Annotated in this window: 14 protein-coding genes and 1 tRNA gene; 7 read left to right on the top strand and 8 right to left on the bottom strand. The window is 59.7% G+C overall.

Annotated elements, in window-relative coordinates; translation table 11 throughout:
• Positions 1–62 precede the first annotated feature (62 nt).
• The gene (locus F4Y72_03500) at positions 63–323 is read left to right on the top strand and encodes a hypothetical protein (GenBank protein MXZ27353.1); all 261 of its coding nucleotides are present in this window, start codon (positions 63–65) and stop codon (positions 321–323) included.
• Positions 324–388: 65 nt separating this feature from the next.
• Here F4Y72_03500 and F4Y72_03495 read toward each other — a convergent pair whose 3' ends face one another.
• From F4Y72_03495 to trxB, 3 genes are all read right to left on the bottom strand, one after another.
• Positions 389–796: a hypothetical protein gene (locus F4Y72_03495; GenBank protein MXZ27352.1), complete on the bottom strand. Its 408-nt coding sequence runs from the start codon at positions 794–796 to the stop codon at positions 389–391.
• Between the two features lie 30 nt (positions 797–826).
• Positions 827–1,993, bottom strand: coding sequence for an N-acetyltransferase (locus tag F4Y72_03490; protein MXZ27351.1), 1,167 nt, complete (start codon positions 1,991–1,993; stop codon positions 827–829).
• 110 nt (positions 1,994–2,103) lie between these two features.
• Positions 2,104–3,063 (bottom strand): thioredoxin-disulfide reductase, encoded by a 960-nt coding sequence (gene trxB / locus F4Y72_03485; protein MXZ27350.1) that lies wholly within the window; start codon positions 3,061–3,063, stop codon positions 2,104–2,106.
• On the opposite strand from trxB, the gene F4Y72_03480 reads away from it, so the two are divergent.
• The 4 genes from F4Y72_03480 (at position 3,035) to F4Y72_03465 (ending at position 7,322) form a co-directional block, all read left to right on the top strand.
• Complete coding sequence (locus F4Y72_03480) at positions 3,035–5,329, top strand: cell division protein FtsK (GenBank protein MXZ27349.1); 2,295 nt, start codon at positions 3,035–3,037, stop codon at positions 5,327–5,329. The genes trxB and F4Y72_03480 overlap by 29 nt on opposite strands.
• A complete protein-coding gene (locus F4Y72_03475) occupies positions 5,329–5,955 on the top strand; it encodes a hypothetical protein (GenBank protein ID MXZ27348.1) in 627 nt (208 codons plus the stop codon). The genes F4Y72_03480 and F4Y72_03475 overlap by 1 nt, the downstream gene beginning before the upstream one ends.
• Positions 5,952–7,223, top strand: a complete 1,272-nt coding sequence (gene serS, locus F4Y72_03470; GenBank protein MXZ27347.1) for a serine--tRNA ligase — start codon at positions 5,952–5,954, stop codon at positions 7,221–7,223. Before F4Y72_03475 ends, serS begins: the two co-directional genes overlap by 4 nt.
• Positions 7,224–7,235: 12 nt before the next feature.
• Positions 7,236–7,322: transfer RNA gene (locus F4Y72_03465), tRNA-Ser, on the top strand.
• Between the two features lie 262 nt (positions 7,323–7,584).
• On the opposite strand, the gene F4Y72_03460 is transcribed toward F4Y72_03465, so the two are convergent.
• The gene (locus F4Y72_03460; protein MXZ27346.1) at positions 7,585–7,935 is read right to left on the bottom strand and encodes a hypothetical protein; all 351 of its coding nucleotides are present in this window, start codon (positions 7,933–7,935) and stop codon (positions 7,585–7,587) included.
• Positions 7,932–8,411: a hypothetical protein gene (locus F4Y72_03455; GenBank protein ID MXZ27345.1), complete on the bottom strand. Its 480-nt coding sequence runs from the start codon at positions 8,409–8,411 to the stop codon at positions 7,932–7,934. Before F4Y72_03455 ends, F4Y72_03460 begins: the two co-directional genes overlap by 4 nt.
• 173 nt (positions 8,412–8,584) lie before the next feature.
• Here F4Y72_03455 and F4Y72_03450 point away from each other — a divergent pair, with 173 nt between their 5' ends.
• Positions 8,585–9,280 (top strand): class I SAM-dependent methyltransferase, encoded by a 696-nt coding sequence (locus tag F4Y72_03450; GenBank protein ID MXZ27344.1) that lies wholly within the window; start codon positions 8,585–8,587, stop codon positions 9,278–9,280.
• Positions 9,281–9,461: 181 nt separating this feature from the next.
• Positions 9,462–11,417 carry a tetratricopeptide repeat protein gene (locus F4Y72_03445; protein ID MXZ27343.1) on the top strand — a complete coding sequence of 652 codons (1,956 nt, stop codon included), beginning with the start codon at positions 9,462–9,464 and terminating at the stop codon, positions 11,415–11,417.
• A gap of 22 nt (positions 11,418–11,439) precedes the next feature.
• Here F4Y72_03445 and F4Y72_03440 read toward each other — a convergent pair whose 3' ends face one another.
• The 3 genes from F4Y72_03440 to F4Y72_03430 form a co-directional block, all read right to left on the bottom strand.
• Positions 11,440–12,051 carry a hypothetical protein gene (locus tag F4Y72_03440; GenBank protein ID MXZ27342.1) on the bottom strand — a complete coding sequence of 204 codons (612 nt, stop codon included), beginning with the start codon at positions 12,049–12,051 and terminating at the stop codon, positions 11,440–11,442.
• A 14-nt stretch (positions 12,052–12,065) separates the two neighbouring features.
• Positions 12,066–15,917: an SIR2 family protein gene (locus F4Y72_03435; GenBank protein MXZ27341.1), complete on the bottom strand. Its 3,852-nt coding sequence runs from the start codon at positions 15,915–15,917 to the stop codon at positions 12,066–12,068.
• Positions 15,918–16,054: 137 nt separating this feature from the next.
• A complete protein-coding gene (locus F4Y72_03430) occupies positions 16,055–16,339 on the bottom strand; it encodes a hypothetical protein (protein ID MXZ27340.1) in 285 nt (94 codons plus the stop codon).
• Positions 16,340–16,468 lie beyond the last annotated feature (129 nt).

Genomic DNA, 16,468 nt, shown 5'->3' with positions numbered 1-16,468 from the left:
TGCCGGGCACGCGGGCGTATGATCGGGAATACCTTTTTCCCTGGGAGGAAACAGTTGTGGAAATGTCTGGACCGTTCATTGATATCGTAATCGCCGTGGTCGTCGCACTCGTCATGTCGAAGGGGTTCAAGGTGGTGACCCGCGAAGGTGACATCTGGACGACGCTTGGCCGGATCGCGCTTTGCTACGTGGGGGCCGTGTGCGGCGGCGACATGGTGGCGGGTTCGTTCACCGGTATGGGCGTCGATGTCCTGGGTTCCCTGCTCGGCGCAGTGGGCCTCTACCTCATCGTGACCGAGATTCTGAGAAGCCTCAAGGAATAGTCGAACAAGCGCGTTCGCGGGATTCGTGCGCCGCGATCCCGCGAAACTTCGCTCCAGGCTACTGCCTATGGGAAGCTGTGGCCGGTTCGAGCGGCGGATTGGTTGTACGCGTTCATCCGGGGCACATCGAGTTGGTTCGATGCAGGCCCGGCTGCCTCACTGTCGTGTATGGAGCGCCTTAGTACCAGCTCGGTCGGCGCGGCATCGCCACGCTGGTAGCCCACGAACGCGCCGATCAATGCGCCGATGACTGCCCCGACCAGTACTTCGCCGGTATAGTCGACTGATTCTCCTCGGGTCGCGCGACCAAACGCTTCGTCAAAGCCTCCGTCCAGGTCGTTGGAACCCGCGACGGCGACTCCGACACCAGCGCCAGCCGCTGCGCCGACCATCGCGCTCTCCATCGTATTGCAGCCGCTTGCGACCACGGCCATGGCCACGGCCATCAGGGCGGTAATGATTCGCCTGTTCATGTAGTAAGAACCTCCCGATCTATGGCTTGTTTACTTTACCGCGAGCCCGGCTCCTTCCTTCTTGAACGGCGTGTGTTCGCCGGCGATTTCGACGTAGCGCGCCACTTGTTCGCGCTCGCTGGCGAGGTAGCCGGTCAGCGCGTCCGCGAACCCTTCGTGGCGTACCCAGTGCGTCGAGTATGACGTTACGGGCATGAACCCGCGGGCCAGCTTGTGTTCGCCCTGTACGCCCGGGTCGAAGAGTTCCAGGCCTTCGCGGATGCAGTAGTCGATGCCCTGGTAGTAGCAGGTCTCGAAGTGCAGGCTGTGGTAGTAGCCGCGGCTGCCCCAGTAGCGCCCGTACAGCGCGGTGTCGCTGCGGAAACAGATGGCCAGCGCAACCGCTTCGCCGTCGAGCCGCGCCAGGAACACGACCAGCGATTCGGGGATTTCGCGCGTGACCCGCTCGAAGAACCGGTGATTCAGGTACGGATACTGGCCGCGCTTCAGGTAGCTCGCGGCGTAGAGCGGATACAGCGTCTCCCAGAGTTCCGGCGTGAGCGCATCGCCGCTTAGCGTCTCGAAGCGGATTCCGGCTTCATTGACGCGCCGCCGCTCGCGGTTGACCTTCTTGCGCTTGGCGGAGCTGAAGGTCTTGAGATAGTCGGAGAAATTGGCGTAACCGTCGTCCTGCCAATGGAACTGGCAGTCGGTGCGCAGCATCATGCCTTTTTCCTTCATCCACCCGGCGTCCTCAGGAGTGGGAAACAGGCAGTGCAGCGAACTGGCTTCCAGGCGATGGGCCAGCTCCACCGCGCCGGCCAGCAGCAGGGCTGGGGCTTCGGCGCCGTCAGCCCCTGATTCCGTGCCCGCGCACAGGAAACGCGGCCCGGCCACCGGCGTGAACGGGACGGCGTTGAGCAGCTTCGGGTAGTAGTCGTAACCGGCGCGCTGGTAGGCCGCCGCCCAGGCCCAGTCGAACACGAACTCGCCGCGCGAGTGGCTCTTGAGGTACAGCGGCATGGCGCCGACCGTGGTGTTCTGGTCGTCTTGCAGCAGCAGATGGCAGGGCTGCCAGCCTGTTTCCGCGGAAACACACCCGGACACCTCCAGCGCGTTCAGGAATTCGTGACGCAGGAACGGATGGGAGCCCCCGGCCAGCGCGTTCCATTCGCCGGCCGCGACTTCGCTGATGTTGTCGAGCACCCGTATCCGCATGCGCTATAGGTTAACTGGAGGGAGGGCGTCTCACCCTCCACGAGGCCGGGACGGCCTCGTCCCCAGGTTAGAGGGCGGGACGCCGCGAGGGACATGCCCTCGCTCCCAGGCTACAAAGGATTGGCGTCGCAGAACTTCTCGGCGTCCAGCGCGGCCATGCAGCCGGTGCCCGCGGAAGTTATCGCCTGGCGATATACCGAATCGGCCACGTCGCCGGCCGCGAACACGCCCGGCACGCTGGTGGCCGTGAAGCCGCCCTCGTCGCCGCCGCGCGTGACCAGGTAGCCGCCCTTGTGTTGCAGCGAGTTCACGAACAACGATGTGTTCGGGTCGTGGCCGATTGCGATGAACACGCCGGCCACCTCGATCTCCTCGACCACTCCGTCTTCCTTCGTACTCTGGATCTTGACCCCCGACACCTGGTTGCCGTCGCCCAGCACGTCCACCAGGACCCGGTCCCAGCGAATATCGACCGGCCCGTCCGGCCCGGCGCGTTCGAAGAGTTGCTGCTGCATCATCTTCTCCGCACGCAGCGCGTCGCGGCGATGGATCAGCGTCACGCTCGAGCAGATGTTGGACAGGTACAGCGTTTCCTCGACGGCCGTGTTCCCGCCGCCCACCACCGCTACCGGCTGGTCGCGGAAAAAGAACCCGTCGCAGGTGGCGCAGGCCGACACGCCCTTGCCCAGGTATGTCTGCTCGCTCTCCAGGCCCAGGTAGCGGGCGGTGGCGCCGGTGGCGATGATCAGCGACTCGGTCCGGTATTCTTCCAGTGCGCCCTTCAGCGTGAACGGCCGGCGAGACAGGTCCGCCTCATCGATATGGTCGTAGACGATCTTCGTGCCCAGCCGCTTCGCGTGCAGTTCCAGTTCCTCCATCAGGTGCGGCCCCATCAGTCCCTCGCGGCCGCCCGGCCAGTTTTCCACGTCGGTCGTGGTCATCAACTGGCCGCCCGGTTCGTTGCCCGTGATCAGCACCGGCGACATGTTCGCGCGCGCCCCGTACACGGCCGCGGAATAGCCGGCGGGACCGGAACCCAGGATGAGCAGTCGGTGGATGGAATTCGGCACGGCGGAAAGTTTATCCGGGTTTCTATTGGGCGACCACCGGAATAAGATTAGCCGCCAAGTGAAGGCGAAGGAACGAACCTGGTTGGAGCGCGCGCTGCGCGAAGGCGGATTGTGGCTCTGCCTGGGGCTGGGGGTGCTGATGTTCGCGGCCCTGATCAGCCATGTTCCGGACGCCGCGGAAGCCGGCCTTGAGGGTTCCAACCTGGTCGGCATCGCCGGCGTGGCCTTCGCCGGCCTGGCATTCGCGCTGGCCGGCAGCGCTTCCTACCTGTTTCCCGCAGCCGTGATCGGTTTCAGCGCCTGGTACCTCGCGCCGTCGCGGGCCCGCGACGACTGGTCTTGGCCGGACGCGGGCGTGCGCGCCGCCGGCCTGGTGCTGGTGGTGGTCTGCGGATGCGGGTTGCTTGAGCTATCCGCGCGCGGAGGGCTCGGCGGGGGCGACATCGGCGTCTGGCTCGACGACATCCTGGCGCCGGTGCTGGGCGACATGGGCGCCTGGGTGGTCCTGCTGGCGCTGTGGATGACCGGCATCACGCTGGTGACCGGCCTTTCATGGGTGGGCCTGACGCAGGCCACCGGACACTTGACGCTGCGCGGTCTCGGTTGGCTGTGGGACGGCGTGTATTCCGGCCTCGTCGCCCTGTTCTCGCTGGTCGGCCGCCGCGAGCCGTCAAAGACCCGCGGACGGCGCAGGACGAAGATCGCCGGCCCGTCACGCAGGCGGCGCGCCGCTGCCGCTCCGAAGCGGCCGAGAAAGATCGAGCCCGACATGCCCGTCAAGCCCGCAACCGGCGGGGACCTGCCGTCGCTCAGCCTGCTGTCCGACCCGCCGCCGGAGACTTCGCTGCAGTCCGAAAGCGTGTTGCGCGACCAGGCCCGGCGCCTGGAAGAGAAGCTGCAGGAGTTCGGCGTGGGCGCAACCGTGGTCGCGGTGTCTCCCGGCCCGGTCGTGACGCTGTTCGAGGTGCAGCCGGCCGCCGGCATCCGTGCCAGCCGCATCACCAGCCTGGCCAGCGACCTGGCGCGCTCGCTGATGGCGCACAGCGTGCGCGTGGTCGAGTCCATGCCCGGCAAGTCCACCGTGGGCCTGGAGATCGCCAACAACGAACGGATGCTGGTCACGCTGGGCGAAATACTTCGCTCGCAAACCTACGCCAGGGCGAATTCGAACCTCACGCTGGGGCTGGGCAAGGACATCGCCGGCCACCCGGTCGTGGACGACCTGCAGAAGATGCCACACCTGCTGGTGGCCGGCGCCACCGGCTCGGGCAAGTCGGTGGCGATCAACGCCATGGTCCTGAGCCTGCTCTACAAGTCCTCGCCCGAAGCCGTGCGGATGATCATGATCGACCCCAAGATGCTGGAACTGTCGGTTTACGAGGGCATTCCGCACCTGCTGTGCCCAGTGGTCACCGATGTCAGCGAGGCGGCCAACGCGCTTCGATGGTGCGTGGCCGAGATGGACCGCCGCTACCGGCTGATGTCCTGGGTGAAGACGCGCAGCGTGGAGGGCTTCAACAATCGCCTGGAAGTCGCCCGGGAGTCGGGCGAGCCATTGCGCGGGCCGCCGGAGGGCGGCGAGGAAGACCCCGAGCCCGGCCCCGAACTGGAACCGCTGCCGCGCATCGTGGTCGTGATCGACGAGCTTGCCGACCTGATGATGGTGGTCGGCAAGAAACTGGAAACGCTGATCGCGCGCCTCACGCAGAAGGCCCGCGCCGCCGGATTGCACCTGATCGTCGCCACGCAGCGCCCGTCGGTGGACGTCATTACCGGCCTGATCAAGGCCAACATCCCGGCGCGCATCGGGTTCCGCGTGGCCTCCCAGGTCGATTCGCGCACCATCCTCGACCAGGTGGGCGCCGAGACGCTGCTCGGCAAGGGCGACATGCTCTACCTTCCCCCAGGCTCCGGCGACCTGCTGCGCGTGCACGGCGCGTTCGTGGAAGATGGCGAGGTGCTGAAGGTGGTCGCCGAACTCAAGCGCACCGGCGGCCCCAGCTACGACGAGCAGGTCACGCAGGGCCCGGTGGAGTCGGAAGAAGCCGACGCGGCCGGCGCCGACGGTGGCGAAGTGGACGAACTCTACCCACAGGCAAAGGAAATCGTCACCGAGACCGGCCGCGCCTCGATTTCCTACGTCCAGCGCCGGCTGCGCGTAGGCTACAACCGCGCAGCCCGCCTCGTCGAAGAACTCGAACGCGCCGGCGTAGTCTCCGCCCCCGACGGCCGCGGCGAACGCCGCGTGGTAGGCGGCCCCGAATAATGCGAATCAGGAGATGGATTGCGTTGGCAGTGGTATTGCCGGCGGTCCCCGCACTGGCGCAGGAAGCCGGCGACGACGGTGCTCTCAAACGCTTCTTCCAAACCACCCAACACCTCCAGGCCGACTTCACCCAACTCGAATACGACGGCGACGGCATCTTCCAGAAGGAGAGCACCGGCCGCCTCTACCTCTCCCGCCCCGGCCGCTTCCGCCTCGACTACCTGGAACCCGACGAACTGATGATCTGGGCCGACGGCGAGAACCTCTCGATGTTCGACAAGGAACTGGAGCAGGTCACCGTCTACAAGCAGACCGAACAGCTCCGCGAATCCGCTGCCGCGCTGCTGGCCGGCGACGCATCGGTCCTGGAAAGCTACGAAGTCAGAGAGGCCGAATTCGACGACGGCCTGCAATGGTTCGACTTGACCGGCGCGGACGCGGAAGAGGGCGACCTGCGCCTGGCTCTGCGGGGCAGCGTGCCCGCGGTGCTCGAGTTCGCCGACGACCTCGGCAGCCGCGTGCGCATGCTGCTGTTCCGCCTGGACCTCGACAGCGAACTTGACGACGACGTTTTTGCCCCGACAATTCCGCCCGGAGTGGACATCTTCGAGGCGGCCGAATCGTGATCGATCCCAAACTACTGCGCGAGCAGCCCGATACCGTGGCGCGCAACCTCGCGCGCCGCGACGCCGCCTTCGACACGGCCGCCTACGCGGAGCTGGAAGCGCGCCGCAAGAAGTGGCAGGTGCGCGTGGAGGAACTGCGCGCGCAACGCAACAAACTCTCGAAGAAGATCGGCGTGGCCGCCCGCGAAGGCGGCGACGTGGACGCACTCAAGCGCCAGGTCGAGAAAGCCACGTATGGCCTGAGCGACGCCGGCGGCGAACTCAAGTCCGTCCAGTCCAGCCTGCGCAAGATCGAACTCGACCTGCCCAACCTGCTCGACGAGGCCGTCCCTGACGGCACCGACGAAAGCGCCAACCGCGAACTCAAGCGCTGGGGCGAACCCCGCCCCGCCGGCGACGACGTGCAAGACCACGTGGCCCTCGGCGAAGCGCTGGGCCAGATGGACTTCGGCGCCGCCGCGCGCCTGGCCGGAGCGCGCTACACCGTCCTGACCGGCGAACTCGCGATCCTGCACCGCGCCCTGATCCAGTTCATGCTGGAACTGCACGTGCGCGAACACGGCTACACCGAAGCCTACGTCCCTTTCATCGTCAACCCCGAATCGCTGATCGGCACCGGCCAGCTGCCCAAGTTCGAGCAGGACCTCTTCGGCATCGAAAGCGAGCGCTCCGGCTACCTGGTCCCCACCGGCGAGGTACCGCTCACCAACCTGGTGGCCGGCCAGACAGTCAACGAAGCCGAACTGCCGCTCAGGTTCACCGCGCACACGCCCTGTTTCCGGTCCGAGGCCGGCGCCTACGGCAAGGACACCCGCGGCATGCTCCGCCAGCACCAGTTCGAGAAGGTCGAGCTGGTGCAGATCACGCACCCCGATCATTCCGACGACGCCCTGGAAGAACTGACCCACCACGCCGAAATCGTGCTCGAACGCCTGGAACTGCCCTACCGCAGGGTGGTCCTGTCGTCCGGCGACACCGGCTTCTCCTCGGCCATCACCTACGACCTCGAAGTCTGGCTCCCCGGCCAGGACCGCTACCGCGAAATCTCCTCCTGCAGCAACTGCAGGGACTTCCAGGCCCGCCGCATGAGCGCCCGCTGGAAGGGCAGGGACGCGCGCGGCTTCGTCCACACCCTAAACGGCTCCGGCGTCGCCGCCGGCCGCGCCCTCATCGCCGTGATCGAAAACTACCAGCAGCCCGACGGCGGCATCGTCATCCCCGACGCCCTGCGCCCCTGGATGGCCGGCGCGGATAGAATCTCAGCCTGATTCTCGATCATCGGAGAGGTGGCAGAGTGGTCGAATGCGGAGGTCTTGAAAACCTCTGACGGTTTACGCCGTCCGTGGGTTCGAATCCCACCCTCTCCGTTTTTGGTTCTTTTGAATATGCGTTAATGAACTTGGGGGAAAACCGCAAGGAATTCTCGTGGAAATTTCATAATCCCAAGATATTCTAGTGCTTTACGTCTGATCTCAGGAAATATCTTTCTGTCCCCAATCGCATTACATAGTGCCAACAACGTCTAGCAGTTCGCTACTTTGGCGTTAGTCCATCGTCCCTAGAATCAAGCGAGGGACCACAGTCGCATTTGAGAGTTGCAAATCTGGCAAACCCCGGAAAAGCCCGCGTTTATCCTGAAATAATCCTGTCAAGAATTTCATCTACTCCGTGCAACTTTTCCTGGACAACAGTCATAAGCTCTTCCATTGAACTCCTAGCCTCCGGTGTTCCGATTTCTTTTGAACTATATGCAACGAAACTGATTTTATTCCAGTCAGTAACGGTTGCCAGTTCTTGAGTTGATCCGCTATTCGGATAGTAGAAGAGAGCGTAATCAGAAGGGTCTTTGATTTTGGTTATGCCCCAAACATATTTGTCCATATAGCAAAAAATATATTCACTACCGTTCTTGATTACGCTGCTGATATTCTCTCGGTGCGAGATCATTGTATTTACAGCTTCTATTACTCGAGCACTCACTGCTCTTCTCCCGACGAACTATCAATACTCTCCATTTCTAATTGTCTCAGTTTTTCCCGGAGCTGTGCAACAATCGTGCGCTTCTCCGGTTCCGAGTGTGATTGCTTTTCTGATACAAAACGCTCTACGCTTTGCAGTTCCTCCTCGAACCAGGATCTTAGTCTCGGGTTGCCTCGTATCTGACCCAATACTTCGCTCATAATATTGATAATCTGCTCCTTTTGAGTTTCGTCGGCCACACGTAGATCTGCAATCCTGTCCAGCTTGCTCCTTAGTTCCGAGAGAGTAATCTGGTACCCATACTTGAGCAGTAGCCGAAAAACGGATGTAATCGCCCTGCGTTTTGTAAGGAAGATGTAAATGGCTATCCCGGAAGCCACGATTGTAAAGACGTCGGCCAAGCCGGATAAGCTGTCAAGTATTACTTCGAAAAAGTCCGCATTCTCCCCACTAAGGTCCCCGTTCTCACCATTCATGAGTCGCCGCTCCGCTTCAGAAGGCTCGAATGCGCTCTTAGGTGTTTTGGATAACACATTAGTGATGGCCTTTGGTCATTGCGAACACCATACGTAAGTCGAGTGTATGTAATCGATAGTAGACAAGAACACTGTTGGGACGCAGTTTCTGCGCTTTTGCGTTATTCAAACAAGTGAATTCTAACTTGACGCGGCGAGTGGAACTCCTCAATCCGCGCCCCGGAGAACGGATACTGGACCTGGGATGCGGTGATGGCGAGTTGACGCGGGTCCTGAGGGAGCGGGGCTGTGAGCCCGTCGGTATCGATTCCAGCCGCGAACTCATTGCCGCCGCACGGACGCTTGGTCTGGACGTGCGCGAGCAGGACGCCTGCGAAATGGAATTCGAGGATGAATTCGATGCGGTGTTCAGCAATGCCGCACTTCACTGGATAAGCGAGACCGACATCGTCATCGGGAACGTGTACCGCGCGCTGCGAGGCGGCGGGCGCTTCGTCGGGGAGTTCGGCGGTTACGGCAACTGCGCGGCGATCGTGTCGGCCCTCGTCGATGAACTGGAACTGCGCGGCCTTGACGGTTCGAACGCCAGCCCCTGGCATTTCTCGACGGCCGATGAGTTCAGCAACAGACTGGCCGCAGCGGGATTCAGCGTGCCGTATATCGAACTGATCCCGCGTCCGACGCCGCTGCCCGAAGGAATGCAGGGTTTTCTTGCGACGTTTGCAGACAGTTTTGCTGCGCATGTTGCGCGTGATCAGCGCAATGGATACCTGTCCGCTGTTTGCGACCGGCTCAAACCGCTGCTCCGGAGGAATGGCGAGTGGATCGCGGACTATGTGCGGTTGAGGTTTGAAGCGATTAAGGAGTGACCTGGGAAATCCCGAACTGGCGGCACGCGACCGCCATCTTCTCGCCTTCCAAAAGACGGGCTATGAATCGAAGTCGTTCAATCATTGGCTTACGCTCTCTTGGGGGCATCCGGGACTCCCAAATACACAATGTGTCAACCATGTCTCCAGAATAATCTGTAAGCTTTCTCTCGATAAGCACATGTCCCACTTAGACGACCTTCCCCAGCGCGACCAGAATCGGAATATCCAAGAGCAATCGGAAGCCGCGTTCCAGACGGCAGTTTCCGATTGCGGGGCCTTCGTCGTTCAACGCAGAGACAGGTTCGATTACGGCACAGATTTCCAGATCGAAGCCAGCGACGCCGGCTCAATGACGAATGTTCGGGTGCATGCCCAACTGAAAGGAACCGCGCGCGATCCCAATGCGGACGGATCCGTGTCCGTGTCCATTAGCAGAACGAACCTGAATTACCTGGCCATGACGCCGGGCGCAATCCTTGTTTGCTACCACGTCCCCTCAGGACGGCTGCTGGTAAAGCGTGTTGACGATGTATTCCGCGACTACGGGCACAGGGGCGAAGCTTTGGGGCAGCAATCAACCGTAACAATCAGGTTCGTGGACGACTTTGACGGGGATTTTCAGGTTGCGCTGAAGAATTATGTCGTTGCGTCTGCAAGGGCGGCACGAGACACTCGAATCGATTTTGCGACCCGCCCGCCCGAGAGCCTGTCGTCCCTCGGCACCGAAACAGCTCTCGACTTACCCGTTCCCGCTGATCCAGGTCACGCGGCAGTAATGCTTGGCGAACTCTATGAACGGGGCCATGACCGAACAATAAGCCGATCTTTCGACAGGTTCCTGGCCGTACTCGGTCCGTCGCACAGGTCACTCATGCATGCGTACATGGCCGAGATCAATTTGGGGATCAATGGTGAAACATGCAGTGAGTCCCGGATCGCTGACGGCATCGACGTCATAAGCAGTCGTCTGGATGACCGGCATTTTTCCAAGGGCTCCTTGCTGTACTGCATTGGCAATGGCTGGCTTGCCCTCGGTGAGCACGAAAGAGCCGTGGATGCCTATTCGTCGGCTCTCGAGCTGTTGGTAGAGCCCGAGGATTCGAAACCTGCTGCCCAGTGCTGCAAGAATCTTGGGGCAGCCCTTGAGAAACTTGACAGGGGTGACGAGGCTCACACCTACTACCTGCAAGCACTGGAATTGGATCCCAATCTTGCCGAGGCGCATTTGGCACTTGCCCGCTGGTACATGCGCCGAAATGTGGAACTCGATCGGGCTCTGCAGCACTTCGACGCAATCGTCTGGCCCGTCAGGGCTGACGAACGATCACGGATGGTTATGGGTTGGCGCGCTGACCTATTGTTCAGGCTGGGAAGACCCACGGAAGCCTTTCGAGATATACGTGCCCTGCTGGGCAATGCGGAAGAGAACGCCTGGATATGGCCCTGGTGCGCGCGACTGGTGGCAACTTACGGTAAAACGTCGGTGGACTCAGCGCGTGACTCGGCAGAATTTTGGGATCGATTCCTGGACAGGTTTGCCGATCAGCCGTTTGCTCTGAGCGAGAAACTGCTATGCATCTGGTTTATCCAGGCAAATGGCGGAAAGACCGCATGGGATTATGAAGAATTCCGAGACGCCATTCCGGAAGCTGAAGATCAAGGCGCACAGGACCCTGCGTACTTATGGGATCGAGCCGGGCATTGGGCGCAAGACGAGGAAAACTGGCCGGAGGCAGAGTATTGCTACCGTAAAGCCTACGAACTGTCTCCTGCCAAGTATGGCTATTGCCTCGGCACCGCATTGAACTTTCTGGACAGGCATGAGGAGGCCCTGCCGATACTGCTGGATCAGGCGACGACTCACCTACCGGATGCGATGAGTTGGTTTCAAGTTGCCTTGGCGTACGAGAAGACCGGCAAAACGAAAGAGTGCATCCGTGCCTACAAGCGCGCGCTGGAACTGGACGAGAACTACGACCTGGCGTGGTTCAATCTGGGAGGGGTCTACTGGAACTCACAACGCACGGCAGAGGCCCTCGCGACCTGGCGCGAAGCGATCCGCCGGTTTCCGGAGCATCCGCTAACGTGGAAACTCCTAGAGAGGTTGTCAGATCAATTAGGTTCTCGAAGCTGAATTGACCATTCGCGTCAATTCCTCAGAAGGAGTTGCGGTCGCCTCGTGAGAGTTCCTTGGCATCCTCCGCGATTTGCCGACAGAAATCCCTCTCCAAGTCGAACTGCCACAGTGCGCGGTCCAAGGTGCGCATATCCACTTTGAATCGTTTCCTGAGGCAACGGCATTCTTTGAGAAAAGCAGGCCAGTCTGAGTCTCCATAATTCCCTGTCTCTTTTCCCAGCGAACGTACCGCTCGAAAGTCGATGATTGGGTAGTGGTCACGGGGAAACGCGAAATGCAGGAAGGCGCTCGCTACCGCCAGCCCGACGCCTTCCAATTCTCGTATGTGCGCCATGCGTTCTTCGTCTGTATTCGCCGAAAAGGAAGATGCAGACCATCGCTCGACACGTCCGTTTCGATTGCTCTTGATCTTGTCCTTGTTCTGGTGGCTCATCTTCCAGCGCCCAAGGCATGCGAGATCGAATCGAGTCAAATGTCGTGGAGTTCTATTGCGCGCTTCGCTGATCACACTTTCGATCCATGAGTCTTTTTCGAGATCAAACGCCGAATAACGTTTCGCATACCGCTTAATCGCTTCTGGACTCTCCAAGTCCTCATGGAGCGATGGAACCCACCTACTTGTACTTGTCATGTGTACTCCTTCCGCTATGTTGAATTCAGCCTCTTCCTTACTCTCGTGAAATCATGCCGAAGTTCTGGGAGTGGGTCCTCCCTTGCCTCCTTTTGCCAGCGGCGTATGGCTTTGTGGTCATCAAATCCTCTCTTGCTCATTGCCAGCGCCAGTTGAGAGCAGAACCAGCGCAGACGCGGCACGTTGTAATCCTCATCTTGCTGTGAGTCATACTGGAGCTGTCCGGCTAACTTGCCTAGTCCCTCTGCGGTAAGGTCTCCGATGGCTTCTCGCTGTTCGTCACTACCTTCAGAAAATATCCACTCGGCAATTCTCAGCGCATGTCCGAGAGAAGCCTTCCTGCGAATCGCGATTATCACGCCTAGTTCACGCACTAACTCAGCGGGCGGGGGAACCAACCCGAAAGCCACATCTGAGGCTGATCGCAGCCAAGTGCCTAATCCGCGCACTGCGTCGGCGGCCACCTTTTCCGAGTCCGAGGCGAGCGCCAATCGAAGGTCGTCAACTATTTCGTCTGTTAATTCCGGCAACAACCGGATCAGGCCCGAGTACAAGGCGCGGGCCGGAACTTCGGAATCGTTAAGGCGCTTCACTTTTTCATATAAGGATTGGGCAACTTCGGCAGAAATACCGATTTCCAATAGAACGAATTCGAGACCGGCAATTGCATCTCGGGCCTTCGTGTCCTGATCTTCTGTAAATATTGGAGCCGATTCTCCTTGGGAGAGCGGCAGCGGCACCGGGATTGGCAATTCTGCCCATTGCTCGGTTGCTCGCGCGAGGATCAGCCGCTCATGATCGGAAAGCGCGAGCGGTTTACCCCGGGTACGCAGATTTCCAAGTGCACGTCCAACATGGTGGAGAATCTCTCCGGATTCGCGCTGCGAGTTTTCCTTCTGCTGACCCGAGCCAAACCATTTGGCCCGAAATCGTTCCGCGGCTAGGCCTCGCTTTGGTTCGGGCATCACGAGAAACGCCCAGTCGAACATGTCAGTACCGGAAGGAAGCCCCTCTTTGCTGTCAAAATCGTCGCCCCAAAGTGCGTAAGCAATCTGCGAGCGTTCCTCGGCAGTTGGATTTACGACCTCCATTAGCGCACTTATCCTGTTGGCGGCTCGACGGCGCGCCTCCGTACTGCCTCTCATGCCGCGAGTGAGCAATCTAAAGACATCTTTCAGTCGGGGGCGGTTAGGAGCCGTTCGCCGTATTCTCGGACGCCTGCCGCGCCGCAACGCGTCGCATGGGTCCGGATAGTCTTTTACGAACGACCTTGTGCCATCAGCATGTAGGAAACCCGCCTCAATTCCATCCAGACCGACAATTGGCCTCTCGAAGAGATCCAGAATGCGTCTTCTTCGGCGCGTCTTTGGCAAAGCCTCCCACGACCGCGCAAGTAGGTTGTACATTGGACCTGCGATCTGCATCGTCGCAGCAACGTCCTGGTTCGCATACCAATTCAGTGCTTTGGTGAGGACTGCATCGATCTTGTCTGCTTCCAGCCGCAGCACGAAGCGTGATAAAGCTTCCATGCACACCAGTAGCCGCTGCCGCCAATGATCTTGCCGAAGGCTCCTCTCGGCGGCGATGCGCGGCAGGATGAAATCGATTGCCTGCATGCAGTCCTCGGCCAGTCTCCCCACAGCATCGTCGGGGATCGTCGCCACGCGAGCGCGCGAAAGCAGATAATTCAGTGTTCCCCGGGTTTCATAGTTGGCTGCCCGCAAGACAAGTCTCGCCGCGAGTTCCTGTTCGTACTGCCACAGTTCCCGGGCAGCGAGTTCCAGGCCGTTCGCTGAAACCAACCGAATCCCCACACGGGGCGGCAAGGCGTGTATTTCGAAAAAACGAACTGCCCGGTGCGACGCCACCCAGCGATCGAAATCTGCTCGAGAAATCGACCAACCCTCCTTCCATTCCCTATCCAAGTCGAAGTGAGGGCCCTTTTGGAGCTTGCCCTCGCTCTTGATGGCTTGGGTTATATGCTGCAATTCGTACGGCGCATTGCAATGCACGCTCGTCAATTCAGCCCATCTCTTCTGCGCTTCCTTCTGCGCTGCCCAGTATTCTTCCCAATCCAAAGAATCCCCGGCGCATACGAGAGCCCAAGCTTCCCGAGATTTAGGGCCTACATCGGTATCACTATCGGGAACGCTCCTCGCTTCGTGCAGAGCCCGGGTATTCAATTCTTTCGCTTCGTTGTCGAGACTGATCTCGTATTGCAGGGCAGCCTTGCGCATCATCCACGCGGGGTCGCAATCTTCCGTTCGCCACTTCGCGAGCAATTTCTCCAATGACTCAAAGTCCAGCGCAAAGACCGACCATAGACATCTCTCATGCTGAATGTGGTGTTCAATGTCCGGATTGCCGTCCTTAAACCACGACGCAGCCGATAGGCGCTCGTTGAACTCGTCCTCGTCGAATCGAAATCGCGCTGCCGTAGCCAGCGTCATGTTCACGGCAATCCAGGATTCCGCAATTGCCGTCCAATCGGCTTCGGGTACCGCCATGCCGTCAATTTCTTGGCGATGGCAATCAAATTGCTCAAGAACTTCGCGAGCGGCCGACACAAGCTTCGAGGCTTTTTCTTCCAGCTCGGAGATGGGTGCAAGCACTATTTCCAAGCGCCAAATTAACTCGCGCAAGGCTCGTAAACGCCCTTCCGCATCCATTTGAGGCAAGACTCCAACGACGGAATCGATGTGATCTCGCGCGCCTTTCCCCGCACTTCTGATTGTTCCTCGGACACGCGACGGGGCGCTCAGCCATCCCGGGTATGTTTGCGTTCTGTTGTAGTTCCAAGCGTCAATCAGTGCTCGAACTGCATCAAGCTTGCCTTCGGGCGATTCTCTGTCGTCAGGATCCTGCGTGGGTTCCACTTTCGGAATACTGATGGCCTTTGTCGGCATCGGTTCGAGGTGCTCTGGAATCTCCTCGCCTGCCCACTTTGGTGTGGTGGGCCAGTTGTATATGTCATACGGTTGCCCGTACTTCAGCGAATGCAGAATCCATTCGGTAGCGTAAGCGTGCCGCAGGTGCCGCGGATGTTTGCGCCATTCGCCTGCCTGCGGATGTCCGGCGAGATCGATCGGCACGATGTTGCGGCTTTCGAGCATGCGGCGGCGGTGAGGCAGCAACTCCAGCCATCCGGCCAGATATATCTTGGGCGCCGAATCCCCGAGGTTGTCCCGAACCCACCCGGACCAATGCAGAAAATTAGGATCGTCGCCGGAGAACCCGATCAGCACTAACAGGTTCTCCATCATGGCCTGCTGCACGGTGTTAACAAAGGGCGCGAACAACGCCGGGTAAGTGCGGTAATCCTCTTCAGTGCAGATGAGTGGAAATCGTGCATCCACCGATCCGTGTAGCTTTACGATGCGTGGCCGGGTCGCGAGCGGAATCTCTTGTGTGCTCCGCACAGGGCTGAAATGGTGTTCAACAATGGAAGGAGCAGCCCGCTCCAAAAGAGTGTCCCAATTGGTTGTGAACACATCCCGCCATGGCAGCCTGAGAAGCTGCACGTGCGCATCTCCCGGCACGAAGTCCCCGTCGCGAATCTTCGCGCGCAAGTGCCTGTGCAGGGCGGGTCTGCCAAAGGCCGCCTCAAATTCCTGCGCCAGTCTGACAACGTCTCTTGTGGAAGCTTCATTGGCAGCTGGGCTGTCATTCCGCCCATTGCTTGGGGGATACAACTGCGGGAGCATGCCCGCAGCGAGTTCTTTCCATGTAGGCGGCGCTATTGCGGACGATCGAATGCTTACCGCGTTTGCACTGAACCCCGACCCGATCATTACGACAGCGCCTTGGGCGCGATCATGAAGCGCGTCGCGGACACGTTCAATGTGGCTTTGGTCAGAGAATTCCATCGTTCAGCGGGACAAATCGGGCTCGTATTGAAGGATTTCTATTTTGCCGCGCCGATCCGGCAAATGATGCTTTAGGTGGGTGAAGCCGTATAAATCGCAGCCAATCTGTCTAAGGGATGTTTTGATGACTAGTAGCTCTAGCGTTCGCTCGCGTCAATCAACCGCATTACCAAGTTGAAGGTCGAATTGAAATCGTCGATCGTATAAGAGGACGTATCGAACGACCTTGAAAACAAAGAAGAGAAAATGTCACTCCACACTGTGTAGTACTTAAGGCAGTGTTTTTCGGTTCCGAAAATCTGCCCATACTGCCCGCAAATGAGCGCATGAGTAATTCGCTTGCGCTTGCCATTGGCTTCTTTGGCCCTGGCAATCTGCTGCGGGTCCAACTTCACAAGAACGAGTGGCTGCCTCTTGTTCATGGTGATTCTCATTCCTTAGTTAGCAAAACGCGTTTGGACCTACGTTTGACAGATGGGTCAGCCGCAATCGAAATTGTAGGCACAAGATGAGGCGCGAATCAGAGACCAAGCATCGCGATTCAAACCAAA

The organism is Gammaproteobacteria bacterium (assembly GCA_009838035.1).
Classification (GTDB): Bacteria; Pseudomonadota; Gammaproteobacteria; order Steroidobacterales; family Foliamicaceae; genus Foliamicus.
This window is presented reverse-complemented; position numbering and strand designations above follow the sequence as displayed.

Coding starts and splice junctions, on each gene's coding strand:
- F4Y72_03500 (MXZ27353.1), top strand. CDS start 63: ATGTCTGGACCGTTCATTGATATCGTAATCGCCGTGGTCGTCGCACTC.
- F4Y72_03495 (MXZ27352.1), bottom strand. CDS start 796: ATGAACAGGCGAATCATTACCGCCCTGATGGCCGTGGCCATGGCCGTG.
- F4Y72_03490 (MXZ27351.1), bottom strand. CDS start 1,993: ATGCGGATACGGGTGCTCGACAACATCAGCGAAGTCGCGGCCGGCGAA.
- F4Y72_03480 (MXZ27349.1), top strand. CDS start 3,035: ATGAGCAGTCGGTGGATGGAATTCGGCACGGCGGAAAGTTTATCCGGG.
- F4Y72_03475 (MXZ27348.1), top strand. CDS start 5,329: ATGCGAATCAGGAGATGGATTGCGTTGGCAGTGGTATTGCCGGCGGTC.
- F4Y72_03455 (MXZ27345.1), bottom strand. CDS start 8,411: ATGAATGGTGAGAACGGGGACCTTAGTGGGGAGAATGCGGACTTTTTC.
- F4Y72_03445 (MXZ27343.1), top strand. CDS start 9,462: ATGTCCCACTTAGACGACCTTCCCCAGCGCGACCAGAATCGGAATATC.
- F4Y72_03440 (MXZ27342.1), bottom strand. CDS start 12,051: ATGACAAGTACAAGTAGGTGGGTTCCATCGCTCCATGAGGACTTGGAG.
- F4Y72_03435 (MXZ27341.1), bottom strand. CDS start 15,917: ATGGAATTCTCTGACCAAAGCCACATTGAACGTGTCCGCGACGCGCTT.
- F4Y72_03430 (MXZ27340.1), bottom strand. CDS start 16,339: ATGAACAAGAGGCAGCCACTCGTTCTTGTGAAGTTGGACCCGCAGCAG.